Source organism: Nitrincola alkalilacustris, from assembly GCF_008973755.1.
In the GTDB taxonomy this organism is placed as follows: Bacteria; Pseudomonadota; Gammaproteobacteria; order Pseudomonadales; family Balneatricaceae; genus Nitrincola; species Nitrincola alkalilacustris.
In genome coordinates, this window is the sequence record NZ_WBOM01000002.1 from 146935 (window position 1) to 172923 (window position 25989).

A 25989-nucleotide genomic window follows, 5' to 3' on the forward strand; every position below is an offset into this window, starting at 1 on the left:
GACAGAAATTGATCTGAGGCACTGCAAGAAAAGTAAATTCGTTTATAGTATGACCGACTTGAAATCGGAGATCTAGGAATGAAAGACCAGGATATCAGTGCTCTGAGGCGAGAGTATGTCGCCGAGGGCTTACACCGCAGAGATCTGTTGGCAGATCCGACGGCTCAGTTCGCTCAATGGCTTGAGGCTGCCCGCCTTGCTCACCCGGATGATGCGACCTCCATGGCGCTTGCCACGGCAGACAGCGAGGGGATGCCAGCTGTGCGTATCGTGTTGCTTAAGCGCTTTGATGCACAGGGGTTTGCCTGGTTCACCAACTATGAAAGTGAAAAGGGGCAGCATCTGCTCAGTAATCCACAGGCAGAGCTTCTTTTCTATTGGAAAGGGTTGGAGCGACAGGTAAGGGTGCGCGGCAGTGTTGCACGTTTGAATCATGATGAGGCTCAGGCCTACTTCAGTGAGAGACCTCTGGGGAGTCAGTTGAGTGCTGCAGTGTCCAGACAGAGTGCTCCTGTTGCTTCTCGTGAAGTACTTGAAGAGGCGGTGAAAAATCTGCAGGAGCGGTTGGGTGATGCTGGTGTGATCTGTCCTGAGTCCTGGGGGGGGTACTTGCTGAAGCCACAGCGTTTCGAGTTCTGGCAGGGGCGTGAAAACCGTCTGCATGATCGTTTTATCTACACCCTTGATCAGCAGGGGCAGTGGATACTGAGTCGTCTTCAGCCTTGATGATGACGCCTGACTTGTCATGATACTTGGGTTACCTGTCGGCTGTGAGTCGATCAGGTAACCTTGTTTACGCCACCTTCTCGCGCCACTTCAACTCACCTATCTGCACATTCAACCAGTCAAATCCCACTCTGCGTGCGACAGCCGCGGCACCATCCAGACTTTTGAACTCCCGTTCAGTAGCAGAGCGCTGCAGATTCAGCGTCACCACTTCCTGATTATGTGTGATGAACTTCAGCGTCCAGCCCCGTGACATGGCGATGGGAATAGCCTGACAGGATTCAAATACGCCCGCCTTGAAAAGAAGTCTGATCTCTTTTTCCTGCATAATCCATATCCGTTTAAGATTAATCATATTTCTATAATTACAATTATATATTCGATATTGATTTATCACAAGTTTATATGGGTAAAAAATAACCTGTAAGGCATTGATGCAAAAGGATTTTTAAATTTCTTCATGGCAATGGCGATGTGTTGATGTGATTGTTTTCAAGTAATTGAAAATAAAGGATATTTAAGATTTGTCTGGTTAGACTTTACGGTACGTAGAGAGAGGGTTTTTATAATTTCCAGCAATCAAAATCTGAATTTGATGCTGTCTGGATGATTTTCAGCTAATCATGCAAATGATGATCATGCTTTTTCATGAATATCATCAGAACGAGTATTCAGCGGGGTTTATCAGGCGGCTCGAGAGGTGAGTTCAGGTGTCGGAGAGCTGAACCCGGGCGTACTGCTCCGGGTTCAGCCGGTTAGTGAGGAGTTATTGGGTCTGTTTGGCGTTCAGGCGAAGCTCAAGGGCTTCTTCTACGGCATCCAGCTTGGCTTTCATCTGAGCAATAGACATATCGTCTTCACCGTTATCCGGTGAGAACTTGATCATGTCCAGCACTTCAACCATGAAGGCCTCTTCATTCATCTTAAGCACCTGAGCTGCATTCCAGGATTTCACTCGTTTAGGCATCGTTTGCTCCTCACATTAATGGCATCTGATCTCAGTTTAGTTGGATATATCAGATTTTCCTGCTTTCAGCCGGTCTGAAAAGCCTGATCTTATTCTGACAACAGAGAACCGAGCAGTTCCTTGAGCTGCGTCAATATAGCCAGTGAGTGGAGGCGGTATGCTTGTATAAAGTTTGAACAGTAACAAGTGAGGTGACATATGTTCGGTATTGATGTGCATAGCCTGGAAGTCCTGATTCCCAGTCTGATTGGTATCGTCGGTATTACTGCTGTGATGATCTGGTCCGGCATCAAGGTGCGCCAACTGATGAATGAGAGTGGCAGCAAGAAGTGATCCAGTGCATGCTCGGCGTGCGGGAATTGTTATGGCGACATTATAATTCTTGCGCGCTGGTGAGCGCCGGTTACACTGCAATAGACTGAGTTTTCAACACCTTCACCCGAATGCCGACAGCTTCCGGGTTATGTTTGAGGTCAGACTATTGCAATGACTACTTATCAGTTTTACCAGAATGCCTATCAGGCAGAGCTGGATACTTCCGTTGTCTCGCTGACAGATCAGCGCCTGACACTGTCGGAAACGATTTTTTACCCTCATGGTGGCGGTCAACCGGGTGATACCGGGGTGCTGCTGGTTGATGGACGTCGTATCGATATACTGGATACCCGTTACAGTCAGGATCGCAGCCAGATCGAGCATTATCTTGCACAACCGCTTCAGCTTGAACCTGGCACCAGAGTCGCTCTGCAGCTTGACTGGGAGCGGCGCTATCGGCTGATGCGCATGCACACCTGTTTGCACCTGCTGTGTCATCTGATCAAGGATCCGGTCACTGGTGGTAATGTCGGCGAGCAGCAGAGTCGGGCCGAGTTTGATCTGACCGAGCCGCTGGATAAACATCTGCTGGAGCAGCAACTGAACGATCTTATAGCGCATGGCGCTGAGGTCTCGACTGAATGGTTGCCTGAGTCAGTGCTGGATGAACAGCCGGATCTGGTCAGAACCATGAGTGTTAAGCCACCACGAGGGCAGGGATCGATTCGTATGGTGAGGATTGCCAGGAATGACTATCTGTTGGATTACCAGCCGTGTGGTGGTACACATCTGCACAATATTGCTGAGGTGGGGCAGGTGAGAGTGCCCAGCATCAAGAGCAAGGGCAAGCAGAATAAGCGGATCAATATCGAGCTGGTTGACTGAGGCCTCTGGTCCGTGTCGGGCACCGGGTGTACCTATCCGGGGTCGGCGTAAATCCGTCCATGGAGCCTAGACCGCAACATCCCTGTTGCGGACTCCCCCTGATAGACACACCCGGCACCCGACACTCATCTCGGCGCGAACTCCGAAACTTGAGTTGTCTAAATGGCGCTGATACTCGTCTGCTGATCCTGCAGGCGGGTGAAGGCTTCGCGCATCTCGGTGAGTTTGGCGCGCTCCTTCTCCACGACATCGGCAGGGGCTTTGCTGACAAATCCGGCATTGCTCAGCTTGCCATCCAGTCGAGCGATCTCCTTCTGCAGCTTGTCCAGCTCTTTGGCCAGACGGGCCAGCTCTGCATCCTTGTCGATCAACCCTGCCATGGGTACCAGAATCTCCATGCTGCCGACCAGACCGGTGGCTGACATGGGGGCTTCTTCGCCTTCCGCGAGTATGGTGATCTGATCCAGTTTTGCCAGCTTGACCAGCGAAGTGCGATTGGCTTCCAGACGACTCAGATCTTCGGCAGAGGCGTTGCGCAGCAGAATATTGATCGCCTTGCCGGGACCGATATTCATCTCGCCACGGATATTACGAATCGCCAGCATCACTGCCTTCAGCCACTCGATATCTGCAGTTGCCTGCGGATCAAGCTTGTGCTCCTCGGCCAGTGGGTAAGGCTGCAGCATGATGGTATCACCCTGCTTGCCTGCCAGCGGTGCAACACGTTGCCAGATCGCTTCGGTGATATAAGGCATCATCGGGTGAGCCAGGCGCAGTATCGCCTCCAGTACGCGCACCAGTGTGCGGCGTGTACCGCGCAGTCGCGCAGTTGGTGCCTGCTCATCCCAGAGTACCGGTTTTGAGAGCTCCAGATACCAGTCGCAGTATTCGTTCCAGACAAACTCATACAGCGCGCTCGACAGCAGATCGAAACGATACTCCTCGAAGTGACGCGCAATCTGCTGCTCGGTTTCCTGCAGACGGGAGATGATCCAGCGGTCTGCCAGTGTCAGCTCCACTTCGCCACCCTCGACACCGCAGTCATGCTCTTCGGTGTTCATCAGTACATAACGGGCCGCATTCCACAGCTTGTTGCAGAAGTTGCGGTAACCCTCCATACGGTTCATGTCGAACTTGATATCACGACCGGTGGAGGCCAGCGACAGGAAGGTGAAGCGCAGCGCATCGGTACCATAGGCATCAATCCCCTCGGGGAAGTGCTTGCGCGTCTGCTGTTCGATCTTCTTCGCCAACTGAGGCTGCATCATGTTGCCGGTACGCTTGTCGACCAGCTCTTCGAGCTTGATACCGTCGATCAGATCCAGTGGATCAAGGACATTACCCTTGGATTTGGACATCTTCTGTCCATCCTGATCACGCACCAGGCCGTGCACATACACGGTCTTGAAGGGCACCTCATCAGTGAACTTCAGCGTGAACATGATCATTCTGGCGACCCAGAAGAAAATGATGTCAAACCCTGTCACCAGCACACTGCTGGGGTGGAAGGTTTTCAGATCTTCGGTCTGCTCAGGCCAGCCCAGCGTACCGAAAGTCCACAGCGCAGAGGAGAACCAGGTGTCCAGAACGTCGTCGTCCTGCTTCAGTGGCAGGTCGTGGCCGAGTTGATATTTTTCACGTGCTTCGAGTTCGGTACGGGCAACGTAGATATTCCCGACATCATCATACCAGGCCGGAATGCGGTGGCCCCACCAGAGCTGGCGCGAAATGCACCAATCCTGCAGGTCACGCATCCAGGAGAAGTACATGTTTTCGTACTGCTTGGGCACAAACTGAATATCGCCGTTTTCAACCGCGGCAATGGCCGGTTTGGCCAGATCAGCTACTGCAACAAACCACTGATCGGTCAGCAGGGGTTCAATCACCACGCCGGAGCGATCGCCATAGGGGACTTTCAGGGCATGGTCATCAACTTTCTCAAGCAGTCCGGCTGCTTCAAACTCGCTGATGATCAGTTTGCGCGCATCGAAACGATCCAGATGGTGATACTGCTCAGGTAGGCGATCATCCAGATCACCATTGACACTGCCGTCACTGTTGTAGATCTCGCAGCGAGTCAGGATGGCGGCATCGTGATTCAGAATGTTGATCAGAGGCAGATGATGGCGTTTGCCAACGGCATAGTCATTGAAGTCATGTGCCGGGGTGATCTTGACGCAGCCACTGCCGAAATCAGCCTCGACATAGTCGTCGGCAATGATCGGAATGCGGCGATCGACCAGCGGCAGGGTGATGAATTTGCCGACCAGAGAGGTGTAGCGTGGATCTTTCGGATTCACCGCCACGGCGCTGTCGCCGAGGATGGTTTCGGGGCGCGTAGTGGCGACCACGATATAGTCTTTGCCATCAGCGGTGGTGGCGCCATCGGCCAGCGGGTAGCGGAAGTGCCAGAGGTTGCCGCTCAGGTCCTTGTTCTCGACCTCGAGATCGGAGATCGCCGTGTGCAGTTTCGGATCCCAGTTGACCAGACGCTTGCCGCGGTAGATCAGTTTGTCGTCATACAGGCGGATGAACACCTCCTGCACCGCCTTGTAAAAGCCCTCGTCCATCGTGAAGCGCTCGCGGCTCCAGTCGATCGACGTACCCATGCGGCGCAACTGACGAGTGATGGAACCACCGGACTCCTCTTTCCATTCCCAGACCTTCTCGATGAAGGCGTCACGGCCCAGATCGTGGCGTGACTTGCCCTCTTCATTAGCGATCTTGCGTTCGACCAGCATCTGTGTGGCGATACCGGCATGATCCATGCCTGACTGCCACAGGGTATTTTTACCCAGCATGCGCTGATGACGGATCAGGCTATCCATGATGGTGTCCTGGAAAGCATGCCCCATGTGCAGACTGCCGGTGACATTGGGCGGGGGGATCATGATGCTGTAGGGATCACCCTTTCCTGATGGGGCAAAATAGTTGCTCTGCTCCCATTTTTCATACCAGAAGCTTTCGATTTCGTGGGGCTGATAAGTCTTGTCCATGCTGATCTCGGTCTAAATGAAACGGGGCCTGTTTTCAGGGCACTGAGTGACGCGGTTGCAGCGCGATACGTCGGGTCTGCCTGAACGCTGAAGCCGGCCATTATAGCCTTTTGCGCAGGCTGATTGTAGTTTGCAGCGCTGTTTTTACCGGGTCATCACTTGTGAAGAATATAAGCAGTTGTTCAACGTGAAGCAGGTGTTTTCTGCGTCTGCATCTCATAACCGGCAGATTTGCAGCGCTGAAAATTGCTGCGGGTTGCTGCCAGTATCTCTTCCTGCTGAATCACTACCTCGACAAGGCGCTCAAAAGTGAGAGCGCTGTCGGGTAGTTCGCCAGCCAGATTCAGAAAAACCTGACGATGGCTTGGCAATTGATCGCCATGACCTATCTCGATAGGGGCTGCTGGCATCTGGCCCAGCAGTTGATGCGGTACAAAGCTGTCCGGCCTGAAGGACCAGAGCAACTGGTCCAACCGTTTGGCACTGCTTTCGCTGTGCGTCAGGATAAATACCGACAGCTGCTGCGCCAGAATCTTTTCACACAGCCGACAGGCGAAGCGCATACGGCTGTCTTCGTCACTGTCGCTGAGGATGTAGTAGCTTGCCTTGGGCATGATAGGGACGCGTATCGGTTTATTCTGCGGCTTCAACCAGATTAACCAGATACTGGCTCAGCAGCGGTACGCAACGACCAGTAGCGCCTTTCTCTTTGCCATTGCTGTTCCAGGCAACACCGGCAATATCGAGATGCGCCCAGCGATACTCTTTGGTGAAGCGGGACAGGAAACAGCCAGCTGTGATGGTGCCGGCAGAGCGTCCACCGATGTTGGCGATATCCGCGAAGTTGCTGTCCAGCAGTTCCTGATAGTCATCCCACAGTGGTAGTGGCCATGCGCGATCGGATGCATAGTCGCCTGCCTGCAGCAGACTGTCGGCCAGCTCTTCGTTGTTGGACATCAACCCAGTGGCGTGATGTCCCAGTGCGATGATGCAGGCACCGGTCAGCGTAGCAACATCCACAACGCTGGCAGGATTGAAACGCTTGGCGTAGGTCAGAGCATCACAGAGTACCAGGCGGCCTTCAGCATCAGTGTTGAGTATCTCAACCGTCTGGCCAGACATGGTAGTGACGACATCACCCGGCTTGCTGGCACGATCACTCGGCATGTTTTCAGCTGCAGCCACAATCACAACAACATTGATCGGCAACTGCATCTCTGCGATCGCTTCTGCTGTGCCTATAACACTGGCTGCACCGCACATATCAAATTTCATCTCGTCCATGCCGGCGCCTGGCTTCAGGCTGATGCCGCCAGTGTCAAAGGTGATCCCCTTGCCGACCAGAACGTGCGGATCGCTGCCGCTGTCATCACCGCTATACTTGATCACGATCAGGCGCGATGGCTCAGCGCTGCCCTTGCCGACTGACAGCAGGCTGTTCATGCCCAGTTCGCCCATCGCCTCTTCATCAAGAATCTCTACCTCGATGGAGTCAAATTCTTCAGCCAGGGCAATGGCGCGCTCTGCCAGATAGCTCGGAGTGCAGATATTACCCGGCAGATTGCCGAGTTCACGTGCCGTATTGACACCATTGGCGATAGCCACGCCATCCAGCAGCGCACTTTCACCCAGTTCGGTATCCTTGTCCGAGAGCAGGATTGAGATCTGTTCCAGCTTGATAGCATCTGCCTTCTTGCTCTTGGTCGTGTCGTACTGATAAAAATCGGTGGAGACCCACTCTACCAGCAGGCGTGTCTGGCGATAGACATCATCACTGGCGCTGGCCAGACCATCCAGTGCAAAAACCACCTGGCTGATGCCGCTCTTTGACAGTGTTGCATCCACTGCCTTGATCAGTTTACGGTAGTGGCGGTCCTTGCGCTCTTCGGAAGTACCAACACCGACGAGCAGGACACGTCTGGCGGCAACGCCTGGCAGTTTGTGCAGCAGCACCAGTTCACCGGCCTTGCCAGTGATGTCACCTGTTTCGATCAGGTCGCTGATATAGCCCTTACTGGTTTTGTCCAGAGCCGTGGCTGTAGGTGAGAGGCTGGCGTTTGCTTCCACTGCCACGATCAGACAACCGGTTTCGATCTTTGCAGCCTTACCGTTAACGATCTCGAAATTCATGATGACTCCATACAAGACATTGCATACTGATTAAGTAATAATGCGGCCCAGATTACGTTTGGGCCATGTTGGGTGTCACTATAAACTATTTACCCATCATCTAACCATGTTCAGAACCAGGATTGTTGCTTGATCATATTTCGCTATCTGACCCGAGAAGTGTTGCAGAGCACCTTCGCCGTGACAGCGGTGTTGATGCTGATCATCACCAGTGCACGCTTGATAAAATACCTTGCTGATGCGGCGGCAGGAAAACTGGATGCCAGCGCTGTGTTTCTGGTGCTGATGTACCGTTTACCGGGATTTCTGGAGTTACTGCTCCCGTTGGGACTGTTTCTCGGTATCCTGCTCGCATATGGACGTCTCTATCTCGACAGTGAAATGGTGGTGTTCAGTGCTACAGGCTTCAGCCCCAACCGGCTGTTACTGTATACACTGGGGCCAGCCTGCCTGGTGGCGGTGATTGTAGCCAGCTTGTCTCTTTATGTATCGCCTACGGGGCTGGCAAGAGCCGAGCAGGTGTTTGTGCAGCAGGAGAGTCGCAGCGAACTGGATCTGGTGACGCCAGGGCGCTTCCTGTCGCAATCGGGGCAGGGGCAGGTAACTTATGCCGAAGCGCTGGAAGAGGGGCGGCTCAAGCAGGTGTTCATCACGCAGCGCGGTAACAGCGGCAAGCCGGTAGTGCTGGTGGCCGAAAGCGCCGAGCGTCGTATCATGCCGGAAAATGGTAAACGCTTTCTGGTACTGCTTGAGGGTAACCGATTTGATGGTCAGCCAGGGAGAGCTGACTTCAGACACACGCAATTCTCAGAATACGGTGTGCAGTTACCAGAGCCTGAATTGACCGCCGAGATCCGTGATCTTGATGCGCAGCCGACAGGCCTGCTGCTGCGCAGTGACGATCAGCGTGAACGTGCAACTTTGCACTGGCGTTTGTCCTTACCGGTGCTGGCGCTGGTGGTGGCAATGATGGCGGTTCCCTTGAGTCATACCAACCCGAGACAGGGCCGCTTTGCCAAGCTGATCCCTTCCATTCTGGTTTATCTGTTATACCTCGGGATTCTGACAACCGTTCGTTCCTCCATGGAAAAAGGGCAGCTGCCGGTCGCCGCTCTGTGGCTGACGCATCTGCTGTTCATTATTCTGGCCGCGAATCTGATGTATGCCGGGCGTTTCTGGTCACGCATGTTTCAGTACCTGATACCTCATGAGCTGTTGAGAAAAATCAGGAGAACACGGGCATGAATATTCTTGATCGCTATATTGCCAGTCATGTGGCATCCGCCATCGCTGTTGTATTACTGATCATTCTCGGGCTGGATTGTCTTATGGCATTGATCGATCAGTTGGATCGCATCAATGATCACTATACCTTTGCTGGCGCGCTGCACTATGTGGCGCTGACGTCACCACGCAGGCTCTATGAATTTATTCCACTGGGTGGGCTGGTCGGCGCCATGATCGGCCTGGGTATGCTGGCTTCTCACAGTGAGCTGACAGTCATGCGGGCGGCGGGTTTTTCCACCCAGCGTATTCTGCTTGCAGTATTCAAGCCTGTGTTGCTGCTGGCGGTACTGGGTATGGTGATTGGTCAGTTCGTCGCTCCGGTGACTGAGCGCAAGGCTCAGAGTGCCAGAGCGGTGGCGCTTTCCGGCGACGGCACCTTCTTTGTCCGTGGCGGTGTGTGGCACAAGGAGGGAACGGAATATATTCACATCAATGCCGTTCAGTCGGGTGATGTGATCCACGGCGTGACACGCTATGAGTTTGATGATCAGATGGGGCTGCTGCGCAGCAGCCATGCCCGGGTCGGCCGTTATGATGGTGATGTCTGGGTACTTGAGCAGGTGCAGGAAACACGCCTGCTGGGGACGCACACTGAAGTTGGATTGCTGAGTGAGGAGCGTTGGCGTACCGGTCTGACACCTGATCTGCTGGCGGTGGTGGTGCTTGAGCCTGAGGATTTGTCTATCAGTGGGCTCTGGTCCTACACCGCTTATCTGGAGGCGCAGGGGATCAAGGCAGATATCTATCTCTTGGCATTCTGGAGCAAACTGTTGCAGCCCCTGTCTATCGGTGCGCTGGTGCTGGTCGGTATCTCATTCATCTTCGGACCGCTGCGCTCAGTGCCGATCGGGCAGCGGGTGATCAGTGGGGTGGTGCTGGGTCTGGTATTCAAATTTGCTCAGGATCTGCTGGGGCCGGCGAGTACCGTTTTTGGCTTCCCCCCTTTCCTGGCTATTCTGATACCGATTCTGATTTGCGGTGGCGCTGGTTGGCTGATGTTGCGCCGGGCCGGTTAGCAGCCTGTTCGAGGGCAGGCTGCTCGTTGCTTATTTTCTTTCCAGTTTGGGCAGCAGAACCACGCAGGTATCACTGAGGCGATCGTGCCAGGTCAGTCGTTCATCACCGAACAACATCCAGAAATACCCCAGTCCAAATACCAGCAGTGATGGGATGGCCAACATGTAGCGCAGCAGTGCCTTCCACCAGCTCAATCGTCGACCATCCATTGTCTGCACGCGAAGCCGCCAGGCCTGCATGCCCAGCGTCTGACCATTACGAGTCCAGAAAAAACCGAAAAACAGGAAGGTGGCCGAGAATAGAGTGGCTTTCATTATCGGCCCCTCAACAGCCTCGCCGTCATTGATGGCCACCGCGATAAAACCGATGATCATCCAGATGGAGAGTATCAGTAGCAGGTCATAGAACATGGCCATCAGGCGTCTGCCGAGACCAGCTGGAGAAGTGCGGATTTCATCGTTGTAGGGGCGTGACATGTAACTTTTCCATTATTGTGTATGAGGCATGTATCAGCCGCGAGGGAGACTGAACAGAGGGCGCAGGCGTGTACCGACCAATCCGCCGAAGAAAGCCGCCAGCATCCATAACCAACCATGCAGGCTACCGGAAGCGATACCGCTGAAGAAGGCGCCTATATTGCAGCCAAAGGCGATGGTGGCACCATAACCGAGCAGGAGTCCTCCCACCACGGCGGCCACCCACTGCATGGGCGGCAGTCGCCAGGCGATTGAAAAGTGACCGGACAGCGCTGCTGCCAGAAAGGCACCGATGAAAATGCCGATATTCATGACGCTGGCCGAATCAAACGCCAGCGGCGCCATCAGTGCAGCATCACGCCCAGTCATCACCCAGTAGTCCCAGAATTCGAAATCGATACCCAGTCCCAGCAGTTCCGACATCTTTGCGCCCCACAGAGGATAGGCCAGCGAGACCGCCCAGGGGCGCCCGGTCAGGGCCAGCGTGGCGAAGTTCAGCAGAGCCAGAACAACGGCACCCCAGATGAAGGGCCAGGGGCCGGACAGCAGGCGGACTTTAAGCGGCAGGCCCTTACCTGCATCGTCGGCTTCGATCTGGCCGTGTCTGCGCTTTTCCAGCCAGATAGTCAGCAGGGCGATGCCGGCAAATAAAAGAAGGTTCAACACTATGGCCAGCAGAACGCCGAATTGATCTATGCTGGAAAAGGGCGGTAACTGAGGCTGTGCCATCCACCAGTCATAATCATGAGTGGCCCAGAGGGCGCCGGCCATAAACCCGAGAATGCTGGGAATGGCTCTGATCTGCCCGCCGCCGGCGTGATACAGGTTGCCGGAGGCACAGCCATTGGCAATCTGCATGCCGACACCAAACAGAAAGGCGCCGACAACCACCGAGGTTCCCAGGGGCCGGACAAATCCGTTGACACTCTGGCCAAGCAGTTCACCGGCACCCAGTACCGGGAAAAACAGACAAACAGCAACCGCCAGCATCAGCATCTGAGCACGCAGCCCCTTGCCCCGGCGCTCCACAATCAGGGTGCGCCAGGCAGTGGAAAAGCCAAAGGCGGCGTGGTAGAGCGTCAGACCCAGTGCAATACCAAGCAGCATGATCACCCCCTGGCGTGGGCCAACCACCACAGCATGATAGGCGATTGCCAGCAGTGACAGGGCAACAGCTGCCGTCAAGACGAGCCGTTGTCGGGGTTGGATGAGTGGTGCCTGTATTATGCTGCTCTGGGACATAGTCGAGATTTGCAGTTAACGGTATGGAGCAACATAGCGCTCTCTGTAGCGCTCTGCCAGCTTCTCAGCCATTTCGGTCTGCTCGGCATCAAGCTTCATCAGCAGGCGCTGAGCGATCGGCTGAGCGGTCTGATTGCCCAGGGCGGCAGCATTCTGCATCCAGGCATAGGCGATGATATCCGGCTCATATTCGGTATTGCCGCCGTGATCCGTGGCATAGAGTGTGCCGAGGAAGAACAGGGAATCGGTGTAGCCACGTTCAGCCGCCCGCAGGTACCAGGTTTCCGCTTCGGCAAAGTCCTGCTCGGTACCCGTGCCGAAGTTATAGCTGCGTGCCAGGTTGTGCCAGGCAGAAACAATCATCTGTTCTGCAGCGCGCTGGTACCACTCAAAAGCCGCCTCCGGATCGCGCTCGACACCGTTACCGAACTCATACATCACACCGATCTGGTTCTGCGCATCGCCGTCACCTGCCTCAGCCAGCGGCAGCAGGCGATTGAACTCTATGGCATGAGTCTTGTTGCGCATGGCTCTCAGGCTAGTGACACTGTCAAAGTGCCCCTGACGTGCGCCGATATCATACAGGCGCATCGCTTCGCGCTCGTCGGCCTCAACGCCCCAGCCATTTTCATACAGGGTTCCCAGCAGGTGAGTGGCATCAAGATCACCATCGCGTACCAGCGGTTGAAGCTGGGTAACGGCGGTGGTGTAGTCCTGAGACTGGATCGATTGCTGAATCTGATTCAGCGTGTTTGCACTGGCATACGCCACTGACACGGATAGTGTCAGTCCAAACAGGGCCATGCGAACGGAGTTCTTCATTAAATTCATGCCTTTGTCAGTCTGTGAGCAAAAATCAACTACAGGAACGGCATGCATTCGTGATCAAGATCTGTTGCTGTTATTGTCGAATGCTCAGGTTCTGTATTCGGGTTCAGTATTCTGGTTCAGCCGTGCTGGTGCGCAATTTTACAACAAAACCGTGTGTTTCTGCACCGTAGTTTCAGTTAGACATCTGATCAGTCTTTACGTTTCGGTGTCAGCAGCTCAATCATATAACCATCAGGATCACGAACGAAGGCCAGTACACTACTGCCATGCTTCATCGGACCCGCCTCGCGCACCACTTCACCGCCACGCGCCTTGATCTCATCACAGGCGGCATAGACATCATCCACCTCTATCGCGATATGGCCATAGCCCTTGCCCAGATCATAATGATCGGTATCCCAGTTGTGTGTCAGCTCCAGCACGGTATTAGTGGCCTCATCACCGTAACCGACGAATGCAAGAGTGAAGCGCCCATCAGGATAATCGTTCCTGCGTAACAGGGTCATGCCCAGTACTTCGGTATAGAACTTCAGTGACTTATCAAGGTCTCCTACCCGTAACATGGTATGTAATAAACGCATGATGACTCCTTTTGACTGTTTAAGATTTTACAGGGGTACTATAGTTAGGGCTGCTATAGTAAAGGTACTTGCCATGAAGTGGCTACAATGGATTATCATGAATATAAGAATATTGTAATATCAGATGCGGGTATGAATACTCCTTTGGCCTGCAATTGCTCTAATAAACACCGAGGATAGAATCATGTTTCAGGATATGACCAAACACATCACCGACTCGATGGAACCTTTCAAGGATCTCGTGAATATCCAGACAAAGATGCTGGAAGATCTGACCCGTCAGCAGATGGAGTGCACCAAAGCCTGCATCGAAGCTACCATGCAGCAGACCAAGGAGTTGCAGAATTGTAAAACACCCGCTGATCTGATGGCACTGCAGCAGGCCTACGCCAAGGGGTTGGAAGAGACTCTGCGTTCCGCCAATGAACATAATCTGCAAGCGGTAAATGATGCTCGTGAAGCGATTGAAAAGCTTACCAAAGGTGCGATGGACTCCATTACCGGCAAAAAGTGATAGATACTTGTGACTAATGCGAAACCGATAGGCCTTTTCTATGCCAGCACGACGGGTAATACAGAGGATGTTGCGCAGTTGATTGCTGATCGGCTTGAGCCCTGGGTTCAGGTTCATGATATTGCGGTTGAGGGTGTCGAAGCAATGCAGCAATACGGTTGTTTAATCATGGGAATTCCCACCTGGGATTACGGCGAGTTGCAGGAGGATTGGCAAGAATGCTGGCAGGCGATAGCTGCGCAGAACTTTGTCGGCAAGCGTGTTGCGTTATTTGGTCTGGGAGATCAGATGGGCTATGGCGAATGGTTTCAGGATGCCATGGGTGAGTTGCACCAGTTGCTGACGTCTGTCGGTGCAACGCTGGTAGTGCCTTGGTCGGTCGAGGGCTACAGGTTTGAAGCATCCAGAGCACTGACTGATGATGGGCGCAGTTTTGTCGGTCTGGCACTGGATGAGGATGGCCAGCATGGTGTAACTGAGGAGCGATTGGATCAATGGATTCCTCAGGTATGTCGGGCGTTTGATCTGCCTTCGGATGGCTGAGCAGGAAGTGGGTGTCTGGATGAGGCATCCGGGTTAAAACAATAACAGGAAAAGCAGATGAATAGATTAATGAGTCTCGGGTGGTTTGCGGTGCTGACGGCAATAACGGCTCCGGTGGTTGCTGACCTTCGGGATGCGGAGGAAGCCATTGAGTATCGCCAGTCTGTGTATAAGGCGATCAAGTGGCACATGGATCCGATGACTGCGATGGTGCGTGGTGATATCGATTATGATGCCGTCAGGTTGACCCGTCATGCTCAGAATGTGCATGCCTTGAGTGAGATGTTGATCGAAGGGTTTGTGCCTGGCTCTGATTTGGGTGCTTATCAGGGGGTCACTGGTGCCCGTTCAGAGATCTGGGAGCGCTGGGAAGAGTTTGAAGAAAAGATGGGTGCCCTGAATGAGCAGTCGCAGGCGCTGGTGATTGCATCCACCAGCGGCGATATGCGGGGTAATATCCGGCCCGCTTTTGCCGCACTCGGACAGGCCTGTAAGTCATGCCATGATGAGTTCCGCCAGCGCCGCTGAGTATTATCAGAACAGCCGGTTGACCGCATACCAGATGATCGCAGCTGACAGGCAGGCGATCATCGTGCCCAGCCAGACAGGCGCAAAGGGGCGGCGAGGTTCGCTCATATCAGCCGGTTTCCTGCCATGGATCATCGCCTGAACCAGAGGCTCTCTCTTGATGAACTGGTGATAGGCGACTCCCAGCAGGTGAAGCCCGACGGCAAGCAGGAAGTAATCGACCAGAGTCTTATGCCAGGAAGTCATCAGTCTGACGGTATCGCTGTCTACGGAGCGTGCCAGTGGGCCTTCGATGAAGATGTCGTCACTGGCAAACAGGCCCAGCCCTGCCTGTGTCGCACTGAGCAGTAACAGCAGATATACCATCCAGCTACCCAGAGGGTTATGGCCCATGTAGGTTGGCGCACGATTGGACAGCAGCTGGCGCAGGTAGGTCAGGGTCGTGATCGGGCTGTAAGAGAACTGTCCGAAGCGCGAATAATGACTGCCAATGATGCCCCAGATAACACGAAACAGTATCAGCCCCAGCACGGTATAGCCTGCGATCATATGCCATTCCATCAGGTCGAAATCACCCTGATCTCCTGTCCACCAGGCGACGGCCAGCGCCGCTACCAGCAACCAGTGGAACGCTCTTGTAAACAGATCCCACACCGGAGTCAGGTCGTGTTGTTTCGTGTCTGTACTGCTTTCAGCTTTTTGTGTTCTGGTATCCATCGGGCAAGGCTCCATTTTCGTTTGGCGTGCTGAAAGGTATATGGCAGATATCTGCTGCAACCGCATGGCAACAATTCACACCGCTCATTCAAACCGCTGCGTAATTCGGGTAGAATGGCGTACTTTTTCCGAACAACGAGCTCCGAAGTCCCGACATGGAAATTAACCCGATTCTGAACAGCCTGAAAGATTTTGCCGAGCGGACGCGCACGCTGCGTCAATACATGGATTATGACGGTAAAAAAGAGCGACTTGAAGAGGTTGAGCGCGAGCTTGAAGATCCGACAGTCTGGAATAATCCTGAAAATGCCCAGCAACTCGGTCGCGAGCGCAACTCTCTGGCGTCCACCGTTGCTACTCTGGATGAACTGACCACAGGCATAGAAGAAGCACGCGAACTGCTTGATCTGGCCGTTGAAGAAGATGATGCCGATACTGTCACCGAGGTGGAGGCGGAAGTCGAAGCCCTGGGGGCAAAACTCGAGAACCTTGAGTTTCGCCGCATGTTCTCCGGCGAAGCCGATGCCAATAATGCCTATGTCGATATCCAGGCAGGCTCCGGTGGTACCGAAGCCCAGGACTGGGCGAACATGATGCTGCGCATGTACCTGCGCTGGGGCGAAGACAAGGGCTTCAAGACCGAGCTGATAGAGGTATCAGAGGGTGAGGTTGCCGGCATCAAGAGTGCCACGATCCGCTTCGAGGGGGAATATGCCTTTGGTTGGCTGCGCACCGAGATAGGTGTGCATCGTCTGGTGCGTAAGTCACCGTTTGATTCCGGTGGCCGACGCCATACCTCCTTTGCATCTGTATTCGTCTCTCCCGAAATCGATGATAATGTCGAGATAGATATCAATCCGGCGGATCTGCGTGTGGATGTATACCGTGCCTCCGGTGCCGGTGGTCAGCACGTCAACCGAACCGAGTCAGCCGTGCGTATCACGCATGAACCGAGCGGTATCGTGGTGCAGAGTCAGTCGGCGCGATCTCAGCATCAAAACCGTGATACCTGTATGAAGCAGCTGCGGGCAAAACTCTATGAGATGGAGATGCTGAAACGTCAGGCAGTGGCGCAGGAGTTGGAGGATTCCAAATCCGATATCGGCTGGGGTAGCCAGATCCGCTCCTATGTACTGGATGATCAGCGTATCAAGGATCTTCGCACCAATGTCCAGACCTCCAATTGTGACCGCGTGCTGGATGGCGAGCTGGATCAGTTCATCGTCGCCAGTCTGAAAGCGGGTCTGTAATTTTTCGAATCTGATCGAACAGGGTAACTAGTTAAATGACTGATACAACTCAGCCGCAGGATGAAAACCGTCTCATAGCAGAGCGCCGTGAAAAGCTTCAGGCACTGCGTGAACAGGGTAATGCCTTTCCCAGCAACTTCCGTCGTGACAGCTATGCTGAGGATCTGCAGCAGACTTACGGCGACAAGACCAAGGAGGAGCTGGAAGAAGCCGGTATCATCGTTGCGGTGGCGGGTCGAGTCATGCTCAATCGTGGTGCCTTTGCCGTGCTCCAGGATATGACCGGGCGTATTCAGCTCTATGTCAATAAAGACGCACGCGCCTTTGCCAAGGCGATGGATCTGGGCGACATAGTCGGTATTCGTGGTCAGCTGCATAAATCTGGCAAGGGTGATCTCTATGTCGATATGGCTGAGACACAGTTGCTGACCAAAAACCTGCGCCCGCTGCCCGACAAGCACAAGGGGCTGCAGGATACCGAAATGCGTTATCGTCAGCGCTATGTTGATCTGATCACCAATGAGCAGTCGCGTCGTGTGTTCGAGGTGCGCTCGCGTATTGTTGCCGGCATCAGGCAGTACCTGTCGGAGAGGCGATTTGTCGAGGCTGAAACGCCGATGCTGCACTCCATTCCCGGTGGTGCTTCAGCCCGTCCTTTCACCACGCATCATAATGCGCTGGATCTGGATATGTATCTGCGTATCGCGCCGGAGCTGTTCCTCAAGCGCCTGGTGGTGGGTGGCTTTGAGCGGGTGTTCGAGATCAACCGCAACTTCCGAAATGAGGGGCTGTCAACGCGTCACAACCCTGAGTTCACGATGATCGAGTTTTATCAGGCCTATGCCGATTATCATGATCTGATGGATCTGACGGAGGATATGCTGCGCACCCTGGCTCAGAATATTCTGGGTACCACTACGTTGGTGAACACTGTGCGCAATGAAGAGGGTGAGGTGCTGGAGCGTTTTGAGTACGACCTCGGCAAGCCTTTCCGTCGCATGTCGGTGTTTGATTCCATTTTGCACTTCAACCCCGATATTGCACCAGAGGCTCTGGCGGATCTGCATGCGGCACGCCAGATTGCCGAGCGCATGGATATTGATATCAAGGATAGCTGGGGTCTGGGCAAGGTTCATATCGAAATCTTCGAAAAAACCGTGGAGCACCGTTTGGATCAGCCGACCTTCATCACTGAATATCCGACTGAGGTCAGTCCACTGGCGCGTCGCAGCGATCACAATCCAATGGTGACGGATCGCTTCGAGTTCTTTGTTGGTGGTCGAGAGCTGGCCAACGGCTTCTCCGAGTTGAATGATGCTGAAGATCAGGCCGAGCGCTTCCGCAAGCAGGTTGCGGAGATGGAAGCGGGGGATGATGAGGCGATGCATTATGACGCTGATTACATCAATGCGCTTGAGTATGGTTTGCCACCGACAGCTGGTGAGGGTATCGGGATAGATCGTCTGGTGATGCTGTTTACCGACTCTCCCTCGATTCGCGACGTCATACTCTTCCCTGCGATGCGCCCGCGTCAGCAGCAGTAAAGGCTGATCAGAACAGGTTAGAGAGGAGGGCATATGGCGCTGGAAGCGGCACCAAGCTGGAAGGCAGAGCTTGAAGGGGAGTTTTTCAAACCCTACATGCAGGAGTTGAAAGCCTTTCTGCGGCGAGAGAAGGATCAGCAGAAGGTGATCTTTCCGCCCTCTGCAGAGTGGTTTCATGCGCTGGAGGCAACGCCTCTGCCTGACGTGCGGGTGGTGATTCTGGGGCAGGACCCCTATCACCAGCCGGGGCAGGCGCATGGGCTGTGCTTCTCTGTTCGTCCCGGTGTGCGCACACCGCCATCGCTGATCAATATCTACAAGGAGCTGCAGGGTGATCTGGGTATTCAGCCACCGTCTCATGGTTATCTTGAATCCTGGGCGCAGCAGGGTGTGCTGCTGCTGAATGCTGTGCTTACGGTGGAGCAAAGCAATGCCAATGCTCATCAGGGCAAGGGCTGGGAGCAGTTCACGGATCGCATTATCCATCTGGTGAATGAGCGCTGCGAATCAGTGGTGTTCATGCTCTGGGGCAGTTATGCACAGAAAAAAGGTGCCTTTATCGATACCGGACGTCATCTGGTATTGAAGGCACCTCATCCTTCACCGCTATCTGCGCATCGAGGTTTTCTCGGGTGTGGTCATTTCAGCCAGGCGAATTACTATCTGAAAGCGCAGGGTCGCAGTGAGATCAACTGGCAGCTGCCAGCTTCTGTCTAGTCAGTGTCTGAATAAGTCACCGGGCACGACCTGATGGTCGTGACCCGGCAGCTTCAGGTGGGCTGGTGCTTATAAACTTAGCGAGCACCCGGAGAAGGCAGCATGGCGCGGATGTCGCGATTCAGCGGCAGACGCAGATCTTTTGATCCCAGAATCACATTGTCGGTAGTGCGCACGATGCGAATATTCACATAAACATGTGTACCGCCCTGGGCATAGGTTCCCAACAATACTGCCTGAGAATCATGAGAGGCTGACAGGCTGCGCACTTCACGTGACAGGATCAGCTCTCCGGTGCGTTCCTGAATGAACAGGCTATCCCGCATTTTCACTTCGATAACCGTCTGACCGCTACGAGTCAGTGATGATGAGAAGGTTTCAGACAACATGCGCCCAAGAGTAGATGTTTGCTGCAGGTTGTCGACATTGACAAATGTAGCTGCGATCAGAGGTTTTCCGGGTGCCAGGCCTCGGGTGTTTTTCAACAGGTCACCGGCTGCCTGCTGGATCACGCCTTGAATATCAACATCAACATCCTGTGTTCGGTTTGCTGTTGTATTGCTGGCACAACCTGTGAGCAATAGCAGTATTAGCAGCAGAGTGATGGCATGAACTTGCTTTGGGAGCGTAAAGTATTTCATCGGGGTCTCCTTACCAGGTGCCGGTCACAGGAACTGCTTTGGTGACACTCCGTTGAGCCTGGTAGTGATCACTGTCCCCTGGGTTGATGTAATAGATATTCGAAGATGAATACAGGATTCTGCCATGTTCGGTGACCTGTGTGGTGATGATCACTTCAGAGCTGGTTTCGCTGGTCCAACTGCCACTCCAGAAGTCGGCTGCTGCAGCAAACGGGATCAGAGCAAGTGCCGGCTCACCCCAGCTGTTATAGGCCATCGCAGCAAACCCGACACTGGCTGTGAGTGCCGTCCAGGTACCTTCTGGAGCCCGGATGTAGCCACGATCCTTATGCCGCACTACCTGAACCTTGTAGTTGACGTGCGCAGTATTCATCGGTTCGGTTCTGACATGTGCGCCAGCATTGACCAGTTGGCTGGTCAGTAGTGAGTCAAAACCTTGTGAGAAGGCGCTGCCATTGTCATCGTGGTGAATATAAAAGGCTTTGCCAGAGAGAAAATCGGACTCCATCAGTAATTGTGCCTGATGTTCCGCAAGAACATCCCAATGGTGTGCGGCTTGCATCTTCTGTTGGTGGGTTATGGGATAGGTTTTGGCAATGGGTGCCTGCGACTGGTGGGTGTTGAAACAGCCGCTGAGAAAAGCGGCACTCACTCCGATGATACAAAGCTGGCGCAGCATGATCAGAATCCTTTTTTGGTCCGTTTGCGACAGTATAGCTTTTATGAAAAGCCTGTCATCTTTTTTCTGGTGAACTTTTCGTCAGCTATTGGTCTAACTTACCTTTTGCTTTCAAAGAGTCTTTTGTCAAGCTGGTATGGCAGATCGAGTATTTCAAGTACCTCTCTTGCTGGTGAGCCCAGCAACATCGGCTCCTGCTCAACCCGATCCTTGACCATGACAGCCAGTAGTTCAAACTCCTGAGGAGCGCTCGTGGCTGCGCACAGAAGCACCTGCCCCTGATTATCGCGGCTCTGGGCATGTATGGCCATGCCAGGTTCAGGAGCTCGCTCACTGATCACGCGGGCACGATACATGGGGCGTTTGAGCTGTCCTCTGTGTTGCAGTCGAGTGACTATTTCCTGGCCTGTATAGCACCCTTTTGTGAAGCTGACGCCTTCAAACACCTGCAGATTGGTCATCTGAGGAATAAAACCTTCACTGGTCTCGGGTCTCAGATCCGGTATGCCTGCCTGAATTTCAGAGAGTACCCAGGCATTGGTTGTACCGGCTGCCGCCTTGGTTGACAGCTGTGCAAGTACGGATTCGCCATTTTGCACAGGGAACCAGATCTCAAAGCGGTTACCCGGCAGGCTTACGGCAACCATGCCGTTCTGCTTGCTGACGCTGTCGGTTTCGTCTGAATCCAGCTTAATCAGGCTGTTTACCAGAGAACTGGCATCAGGGCCGGAAATGCCTATGCCTGCCAGCGTTTCGCTGCACTCTTTCGCCTCGGCCTTGGAAAAGATGATGTAGCGCTTCAGGGCGCTCAGAGCTGATTCCATAAGGCGTCGGTCTGTTCTCAGCCAGTAGGTATCTACATCCGCGTGCATGACGCGATAAAGGCTGATCATATGTCCCTTGATATTGCAGTGTGCGCCCAGACGTGAACCAGATGCATCGACCTGTTTGATATCACAGCTGAGCTGTCCCTGCAGAAACTTTCCGGCATCAGGCCCCGAAACGCTGATGATTCCCTGATGCAGCAGTGGATAGTATCGATTCGGATTATCAGACGCAGGTACGGACTCAATCGATAGCTGATTTGTATCGATTTCCATCTTCAGCGCTTTCAAGTGATTCAGCCACTGGGCAGTCATAGTGATCTCCGCATGTCATCCTGATTGCAGTGGGCTATCGCCTTGCCTAATTGCAAAGGGGAGCCGGCGGTCAGTTGCTCATGCCAGTTGACTGCGCCAGCTCCGAACAGCAGTACGACGGTCGACCCGAGGTGGAAGCGTCCCATCTCTTCGCCTTTTTCCAGTGAGACAGGATTCTTGCGGCCAGTGAAATCATCCAGTACAAGCGGTTTGCGTGGCAGCGGAGCCACAGCTCCCTGCCAGACAGTTTCAATTCCGGCAACTATCATGGCGCCTACCATCACCATCGCCATGGGGCCCAGCTCTGTATCAAAGATCGCAACCAGGCGTTCGTTACGTGCAAACAGATTTTCAACCTCCTCGGCCGTTGTCTGATTGACTGAATAGAGATCACCGGGCACGTAAATACTTTCTCTCAGTGTGCCGGTGAACGGCATATGCACGCGATGGTAGTCGCGGGGTGAGAGATAGATGGTGGCAAAGCTGCCATTGGTAAAAAGGGCTGCTCGCTCTTCACAGCCACCAAGTAGTGTTGTCAGCCCATAGCTGCGCCCCTTGGCCTGAAAAATACGGCCATGCTCGATCTGGCCAAGTTGACTGATGGCGCCGTCTGCCGGTGAAGTGATGCTGTGAGTGTCCGGGTCAACGGGGCGTATGCCTGGTTTCAGGCTACGAGTGAAAAAGGCATTGAAGGAGGGGTAATCCTCAGCATTTTCATGTATCGCCTCCGACATGTTGACTCGATAGCGCTTGATGAACCAGTTGATGAAGCGGTTTTTGAACCACGGAGCATCGCACTCGGCAACACGCCCGGCCAGTCGGGAGATGAGGTGCTGAGGGGCAATATGCTGAAGTAGAATGAATAACGTTTTTTTCACGGTACGTCCTGTTGGATTCAGGGGGCGGCAACGGATTTCAGAGCCACATTGGCGGCCGCGCAGAGTTTGCGGAAGTGATCATAGTAAAAATCGGACATGGGTGCAGCTCTTTCTCCCTGATCTGCATATAAGATGGCGATGGGTTTGCCACCCATGAAAATGGATATCAGCAGGCAGTCATCGCCCGGCAGCAGGGCGCGAAAACTATCGGGCAGGGTAGTCAGAGAGCGGTTGCGTGTGCGCTGGTTGATGCTGATACAGGCCGGTTCCTTACACAGGCGCTTGAAAAGGCTCGGTACTGAAAGGTCGAATTCGAAGCTCAGTATGGGGTGGTTTGCTTCAAAACCGATTACCTGAACAGTGCGCAGTTGCTGCTGTCCGACATGTGTTCGCAGCAGAGCGACACGCCTCAGGCCAATCCCCTGATTCAGCCCATGCATCAGGTCACGCAGGATGGAGCCCGGTTTTCTGTTTGGGTCCGGCGCGCGGAACCGCTGTTGCAGGCGTTCCACCAGCTGCGGATTGGTCAGGATGTCATTTTTGGCTGCAGCGTGACCTCCTGCGCCGGTCTCTTTGGCTTGCCTGGATATGGCACTGTTGGCAGAGTGCTGCTCGATTTCATGGATGCTCTCAGGCATATCGGGTTTGGGGTATTCTTCAAGGTAGCTCTGCCACTGCCTGATCTCAAGCAGGTCTGTGTCACCGATGAGGGTTTCGTTCATCAACAGTTCGGCAGCAGGCGAGAGAGTGCCCGGCACATGATACTGGCGAGCAGCTTCTGCGCAGTTGGCATGGAGTCTGGCGCGGGTGTTATCTATCTCCTGTCCGAGAAGATCACTGACAATATCGCTTAGGCGGGTGGCTTTGCTGGACCCCCAGCCAAGAGTAACCGTCAGTGCCAGCCAGTTGCTCAGTTTTACCGGGAACAGAGGCTGTTGAACGAAGTGGCTGACCTCTCTGAGCTTTTCCGAATCGAGCTGAGGGTCTTTCATGGCTCGTTGATGCAGTTTCTGCAGCATCTGGGCAGTGGGTGATGTGCCGTGATCCAGCGCTTTCACCACCAGTTCGGGCAGGCCCCAGATAATGCCCAGACGTCGTCCGATAGATTGCAGTGTACAGCCATAAACATCCTGCTCTGCCAGTGCGCTGTCGACCTCTTCGCGATCGGTTTTCTGAAACAGCAGGCGTTGATGCAACGGGGCATGCAGCCAGAGTAGCCAGTGAGTAAAGCCATAGAGCATGGAGGCCAGTCTGGCTTCTTCATTGAACTGTGCCTTCCGGCCGCTCAGCCAGTCAGCAAGCTGGACAGATGCGTGCATGCTGTTGGCGATGGAGCGGAAATACATTTTCTGGACCGGGTTGCGAGGGTTCAATCTGAGTGTCTGCAGGCTGTCCAGCAGCGGAGTGAGCTGATCCAGCCCCAGTGTTTGAACGGCATGATCTATGCCGGTTACCCGAGTACTTTGTCCAGAATCCTTGTGCAGTGCCTGTGCCTGACGTGCAACATGCAGGCAGATGACCGGATCCTGGGCAATCAGTCTGGCAAGGTGCTGCACAGAAATATCGTTCTCAGACTCGCCGAGTTTTTTTTGCAGGCGCAGGACGGAGCTGCCTCTGGCTGGCAGAGGTTTATCGGCCAGAAATCTGACCCAGGCGTCTGTACCTCTCAGCTTTTCTGCTCGACTCATCAGATCATACCCAGTGCATTAATGAACTTCTGTCAGCGAGAGCAGTATCTGCCGATAGCTGGCAAAGCGCTGTTCGCTGATGGCGCCGCTTTCAACCGCTCCCAGAAGAGCGCAACCCGGTTCCTGTTCATGTTTGCAGTCACGAAAGCGGCAATGACCGATAAAAGGCCTGAATTCCTTGAAACCGTATAATAGATCTTCAGGATCTATGTGCCAGAGTGCAAACTCCCTGATGCCAGGGGAGTCAATCAGATCTCCACCTTCCGGGAAGTGAAACAGGCGTGCGGTTGTTGTTGTATGGCGTCCCTTGCCACTCTGCTCCGACAAGGCGCCGACGCGCAGATCCACTCCCGGCAGCAGGCTGTTGACCAGTGATGACTTGCCGACACCGGATTGTCCGACAAAGACGCTGATCTGCTGGTCCAGGCGTCTCTGTAAGGGTATCAGGCCATCGCGGCTGGTGGTTGATGCCTGCAGCAGGGTATAACCGAGTTGAGTATAAAGTTCAATCATCGGATCCAGCCAGGTGCGATTATCCTCATTCAACAGGTCGACTTTGTTCAGCAGCAGTAGTGGCTCTATTTCACACAGTTCAGCTGCGACAAGATAGCGATCGATGAGGTTGAGGTGTGCCCGCGGCTCCGGTGCAATGGTGATGACGATCAGGTCTATATTTGCAGCGACAGGTTTCAGTTCACCGCGGTTGTTGGGGCGTTGCAGCTGCGTCTTGCGCGGGTGCACTGCTACCACGACACCTCCCCCTTCGGCGGATTCGCGCCAGACTACCCTGTCCCCTGTGACGAGTTGCCCCAGATGTGTGCGCATATGGCAACGCACAATTGTGCCCTGTAACTCCCCTTCCAGTGCTTCAACGTCCAGTTGCTTGCCAAAATGGGAGATGATCAGTCCGTTCTGCTCCGGACCCAGATCGCCACCTTCCAGCTGTTCCTGGATGTTCTGATCCAGTCGAGTGGCGCGCTCTGTGCGCTCCTTTTGAATCTTTTCTACACGCCATGACTGGCGGCGGGTCAGTTTACGCTTTGACATGAATAAGTATTGCCGGCTTCGCTTTTGTTGATGGCGCTCTTGTTGATGATGCTAAGGTATTCTAATCTGAGTAGAATTGACAGTTTAGTTCTTCAGGAGTGAGTCATGTCGCGTCAAAATAATCTGGTTTGGATCGATCTGGAGATGACGGGGCTTGATCCCGAGCAGCACCGCATTATAGAAATGGCGGCAATTGTCACCGACTCCGACCTGAATACTCTGGCTGAGGGGCCAGTCGTAACGGTTCATCAATCAGATGCTGTCCTGACACATATGGATGAATGGTGTACCCGGCAGCATGGCCAGTCCGGTCTGACGCAGCGTGTCAGAGAGAGTAAAACCACTGAAGCAGAAGCGCAGCAGATGATGATTGACTTCATCAGCCAGCATGTTGATAAGGGTGTCTCACCCATGTGTGGTAACAGTATCGGTCAGGATCGGCGTTTTCTGGTGCGCTACATGCCGGAGATGGAGGCGTTCTTTCACTACCGCAATCTGGATGTCAGCAGCATCAAGGAGCTCGCCAAGCGCTGGAAGCCGGATATCATGGGTGGTTTGAAGAAAAAAGGGACCCATCTGGCGCTGGATGATATCCGGGACTCGATAGAAGAGTTGCGTTATTACCGGCGTCACTTCTTCCGTCTTTGAGTC

Annotated in this window: 28 protein-coding genes; 12 read left to right on the forward strand and 16 right to left on the reverse strand. The window is 53.9% G+C overall.

Annotated features, from left to right (window positions below; translation table 11 throughout):
* Window positions 1-78: 78 nt before the first annotated feature.
* A complete protein-coding gene (pdxH, locus tag F7R27_RS03520; RefSeq protein WP_151702842.1) occupies window positions 79-726 on the forward strand; it encodes a pyridoxamine 5'-phosphate oxidase in 648 nt (215 codons plus the stop codon).
* A gap of 67 nt (window positions 727-793) precedes the next feature.
* On the opposite strand, the gene F7R27_RS03525 is transcribed toward pdxH, so the two are convergent.
* Together F7R27_RS03525 and F7R27_RS03530 are read right to left on the reverse strand one after the other, a co-directional pair.
* Window positions 794-1054: a hypothetical protein gene (locus tag F7R27_RS03525; RefSeq protein ID WP_151702843.1), complete on the reverse strand. Its 261-nt coding sequence runs from the start codon at window positions 1052-1054 to the stop codon at window positions 794-796.
* Between the two features lie 438 nt (window positions 1055-1492).
* Window positions 1493-1693, reverse strand: a complete 201-nt coding sequence (locus F7R27_RS03530) for a hypothetical protein (RefSeq protein WP_151702844.1) — start codon at window positions 1691-1693, stop codon at window positions 1493-1495.
* Window positions 1694-1891: 198 nt separating this feature from the next.
* On the opposite strand from F7R27_RS03530, the gene F7R27_RS18900 reads away from it, so the two are divergent.
* Both F7R27_RS18900 and F7R27_RS03535 read left to right on the forward strand, forming a co-directional pair.
* The gene (locus F7R27_RS18900) at window positions 1892-2026 is read left to right on the forward strand and encodes a hypothetical protein (RefSeq protein WP_276612553.1); all 135 of its coding nucleotides are present in this window, start codon (window positions 1892-1894) and stop codon (window positions 2024-2026) included.
* Window positions 2027-2179: 153 nt separating this feature from the next.
* The gene (locus tag F7R27_RS03535) at window positions 2180-2893 is read left to right on the forward strand and encodes an alanyl-tRNA editing protein (RefSeq protein ID WP_151702845.1); all 714 of its coding nucleotides are present in this window, start codon (window positions 2180-2182) and stop codon (window positions 2891-2893) included.
* 158 nt (window positions 2894-3051) lie between these two features.
* Here F7R27_RS03535 and F7R27_RS03540 read toward each other — a convergent pair whose 3' ends face one another.
* The 3 genes from F7R27_RS03540 to F7R27_RS03550 form a co-directional block, all read right to left on the reverse strand.
* Entirely contained in the window at window positions 3052-5889 is a 2838-nt protein-coding gene (locus F7R27_RS03540) for a valine--tRNA ligase (protein WP_151702846.1), read from the reverse strand.
* Window positions 5890-6071: 182 nt separating this feature from the next.
* Window positions 6072-6539, reverse strand: a complete 468-nt coding sequence (locus F7R27_RS03545; RefSeq protein WP_240776215.1) for a DNA polymerase III subunit chi — start codon at window positions 6537-6539, stop codon at window positions 6072-6074.
* A complete protein-coding gene (locus F7R27_RS03550) occupies window positions 6523-8019 on the reverse strand; it encodes a leucyl aminopeptidase (protein ID WP_151702847.1) in 1497 nt (498 codons plus the stop codon). Before F7R27_RS03550 ends, F7R27_RS03545 begins: the two co-directional genes overlap by 17 nt.
* Before the next feature lie 129 nt (window positions 8020-8148).
* On the opposite strand from F7R27_RS03550, the gene lptF reads away from it, so the two are divergent.
* Together lptF and lptG are read left to right on the forward strand one after the other, a co-directional pair.
* Window positions 8149-9264 (forward strand): LPS export ABC transporter permease LptF, encoded by a 1116-nt coding sequence (gene lptF / locus F7R27_RS03555; protein ID WP_151702848.1) that lies wholly within the window; start codon window positions 8149-8151, stop codon window positions 9262-9264.
* Complete coding sequence (gene lptG / locus F7R27_RS03560) at window positions 9261-10322, forward strand: LPS export ABC transporter permease LptG (protein ID WP_151702849.1); 1062 nt, start codon at window positions 9261-9263, stop codon at window positions 10320-10322. The genes lptF and lptG overlap by 4 nt, the downstream gene beginning before the upstream one ends.
* 30 nt (window positions 10323-10352) lie before the next feature.
* Here lptG and F7R27_RS03565 read toward each other — a convergent pair whose 3' ends face one another.
* The 4 genes from F7R27_RS03565 to gloA form a co-directional block, all read right to left on the reverse strand.
* Window positions 10353-10799: an RDD family protein gene (locus tag F7R27_RS03565; protein WP_151702850.1), complete on the reverse strand. Its 447-nt coding sequence runs from the start codon at window positions 10797-10799 to the stop codon at window positions 10353-10355.
* A 33-nt stretch (window positions 10800-10832) separates the two neighbouring features.
* Window positions 10833-11984 (reverse strand): YeeE/YedE family protein, encoded by a 1152-nt coding sequence (locus F7R27_RS03570; protein ID WP_240776217.1) that lies wholly within the window; start codon window positions 11982-11984, stop codon window positions 10833-10835.
* A gap of 72 nt (window positions 11985-12056) precedes the next feature.
* Window positions 12057-12863, reverse strand: coding sequence for a tetratricopeptide repeat protein (locus F7R27_RS03575; protein WP_151702852.1), 807 nt, complete (start codon window positions 12861-12863; stop codon window positions 12057-12059).
* Window positions 12864-13060: 197 nt separating this feature from the next.
* The gene (gene gloA, locus F7R27_RS03580; RefSeq protein WP_151702853.1) at window positions 13061-13453 is read right to left on the reverse strand and encodes a lactoylglutathione lyase; all 393 of its coding nucleotides are present in this window, start codon (window positions 13451-13453) and stop codon (window positions 13061-13063) included.
* A 184-nt stretch (window positions 13454-13637) separates the two neighbouring features.
* Here gloA and F7R27_RS03585 point away from each other — a divergent pair, with 184 nt between their 5' ends.
* Genes F7R27_RS03585 through F7R27_RS03595 form a run of 3 tightly spaced genes read left to right on the forward strand, consistent with a single transcriptional unit; the run spans window position 13638 to window position 15038 of the window.
* Window positions 13638-13967, forward strand: coding sequence for a phasin family protein (locus F7R27_RS03585; protein ID WP_151702854.1), 330 nt, complete (start codon window positions 13638-13640; stop codon window positions 13965-13967).
* A gap of 9 nt (window positions 13968-13976) precedes the next feature.
* The gene (locus F7R27_RS03590) at window positions 13977-14510 is read left to right on the forward strand and encodes a flavodoxin (protein WP_206060362.1); all 534 of its coding nucleotides are present in this window, start codon (window positions 13977-13979) and stop codon (window positions 14508-14510) included.
* Between the two features lie 57 nt (window positions 14511-14567).
* Window positions 14568-15038 (forward strand): c-type cytochrome, encoded by a 471-nt coding sequence (locus tag F7R27_RS03595; protein ID WP_151702855.1) that lies wholly within the window; start codon window positions 14568-14570, stop codon window positions 15036-15038.
* A gap of 6 nt (window positions 15039-15044) precedes the next feature.
* On the opposite strand, the gene F7R27_RS03600 is transcribed toward F7R27_RS03595, so the two are convergent.
* Window positions 15045-15755, reverse strand: a complete 711-nt coding sequence (locus F7R27_RS03600; RefSeq protein ID WP_168927416.1) for a cytochrome b/b6 domain-containing protein — start codon at window positions 15753-15755, stop codon at window positions 15045-15047.
* A gap of 155 nt (window positions 15756-15910) precedes the next feature.
* Here F7R27_RS03600 and prfB point away from each other — a divergent pair, with 155 nt between their 5' ends.
* The 3 genes from prfB to ung are packed head-to-tail and all read left to right on the forward strand — an operon-like array spanning window position 15911 to window position 19266.
* Entirely contained in the window at window positions 15911-17005 is a 1095-nt protein-coding gene (prfB, locus tag F7R27_RS03605; RefSeq protein WP_151702857.1) for a peptide chain release factor 2, read from the forward strand.
* Between the two features lie 35 nt (window positions 17006-17040).
* Window positions 17041-18549: a lysine--tRNA ligase gene (lysS, locus tag F7R27_RS03610; protein WP_151702858.1), complete on the forward strand. Its 1509-nt coding sequence runs from the start codon at window positions 17041-17043 to the stop codon at window positions 18547-18549.
* 33 nt (window positions 18550-18582) lie between these two features.
* Window positions 18583-19266, forward strand: coding sequence for a uracil-DNA glycosylase (gene ung / locus F7R27_RS03615; protein ID WP_151702859.1), 684 nt, complete (start codon window positions 18583-18585; stop codon window positions 19264-19266).
* A gap of 77 nt (window positions 19267-19343) precedes the next feature.
* Here ung and F7R27_RS03620 read toward each other — a convergent pair whose 3' ends face one another.
* The 6 genes from F7R27_RS03620 to rsgA all read right to left on the reverse strand — a co-directional run bounded on the left by F7R27_RS03620 (window position 19344) and on the right by rsgA (window position 25338).
* Window positions 19344-19907, reverse strand: coding sequence for a FlgO family outer membrane protein (locus F7R27_RS03620; protein ID WP_151702860.1), 564 nt, complete (start codon window positions 19905-19907; stop codon window positions 19344-19346).
* A 10-nt stretch (window positions 19908-19917) separates the two neighbouring features.
* A complete protein-coding gene (locus F7R27_RS03625) occupies window positions 19918-20586 on the reverse strand; it encodes a hypothetical protein (protein WP_151702861.1) in 669 nt (222 codons plus the stop codon).
* A 98-nt stretch (window positions 20587-20684) separates the two neighbouring features.
* The gene (gene ygfZ, locus F7R27_RS03630; RefSeq protein WP_151702862.1) at window positions 20685-21725 is read right to left on the reverse strand and encodes a CAF17-like 4Fe-4S cluster assembly/insertion protein YgfZ; all 1041 of its coding nucleotides are present in this window, start codon (window positions 21723-21725) and stop codon (window positions 20685-20687) included.
* A complete protein-coding gene (asd, locus tag F7R27_RS03635) occupies window positions 21722-22603 on the reverse strand; it encodes an archaetidylserine decarboxylase (protein WP_151702863.1) in 882 nt (293 codons plus the stop codon). Before asd ends, ygfZ begins: the two co-directional genes overlap by 4 nt.
* A 17-nt stretch (window positions 22604-22620) precedes the next feature.
* Window positions 22621-24291, reverse strand: coding sequence for an HDOD domain-containing protein (locus F7R27_RS03640; RefSeq protein WP_151702864.1), 1671 nt, complete (start codon window positions 24289-24291; stop codon window positions 22621-22623).
* Window positions 24292-24309: 18 nt separating this feature from the next.
* Window positions 24310-25338, reverse strand: coding sequence for a small ribosomal subunit biogenesis GTPase RsgA (rsgA, locus tag F7R27_RS03645; RefSeq protein WP_151702865.1), 1029 nt, complete (start codon window positions 25336-25338; stop codon window positions 24310-24312).
* A 105-nt stretch (window positions 25339-25443) separates the two neighbouring features.
* Between rsgA and orn the strand changes: the two genes are divergently transcribed.
* Window positions 25444-25986: an oligoribonuclease gene (orn, locus tag F7R27_RS03650; RefSeq protein ID WP_151702866.1), complete on the forward strand. Its 543-nt coding sequence runs from the start codon at window positions 25444-25446 to the stop codon at window positions 25984-25986.
* Window positions 25987-25989: the final 3 nt, after the last annotated feature.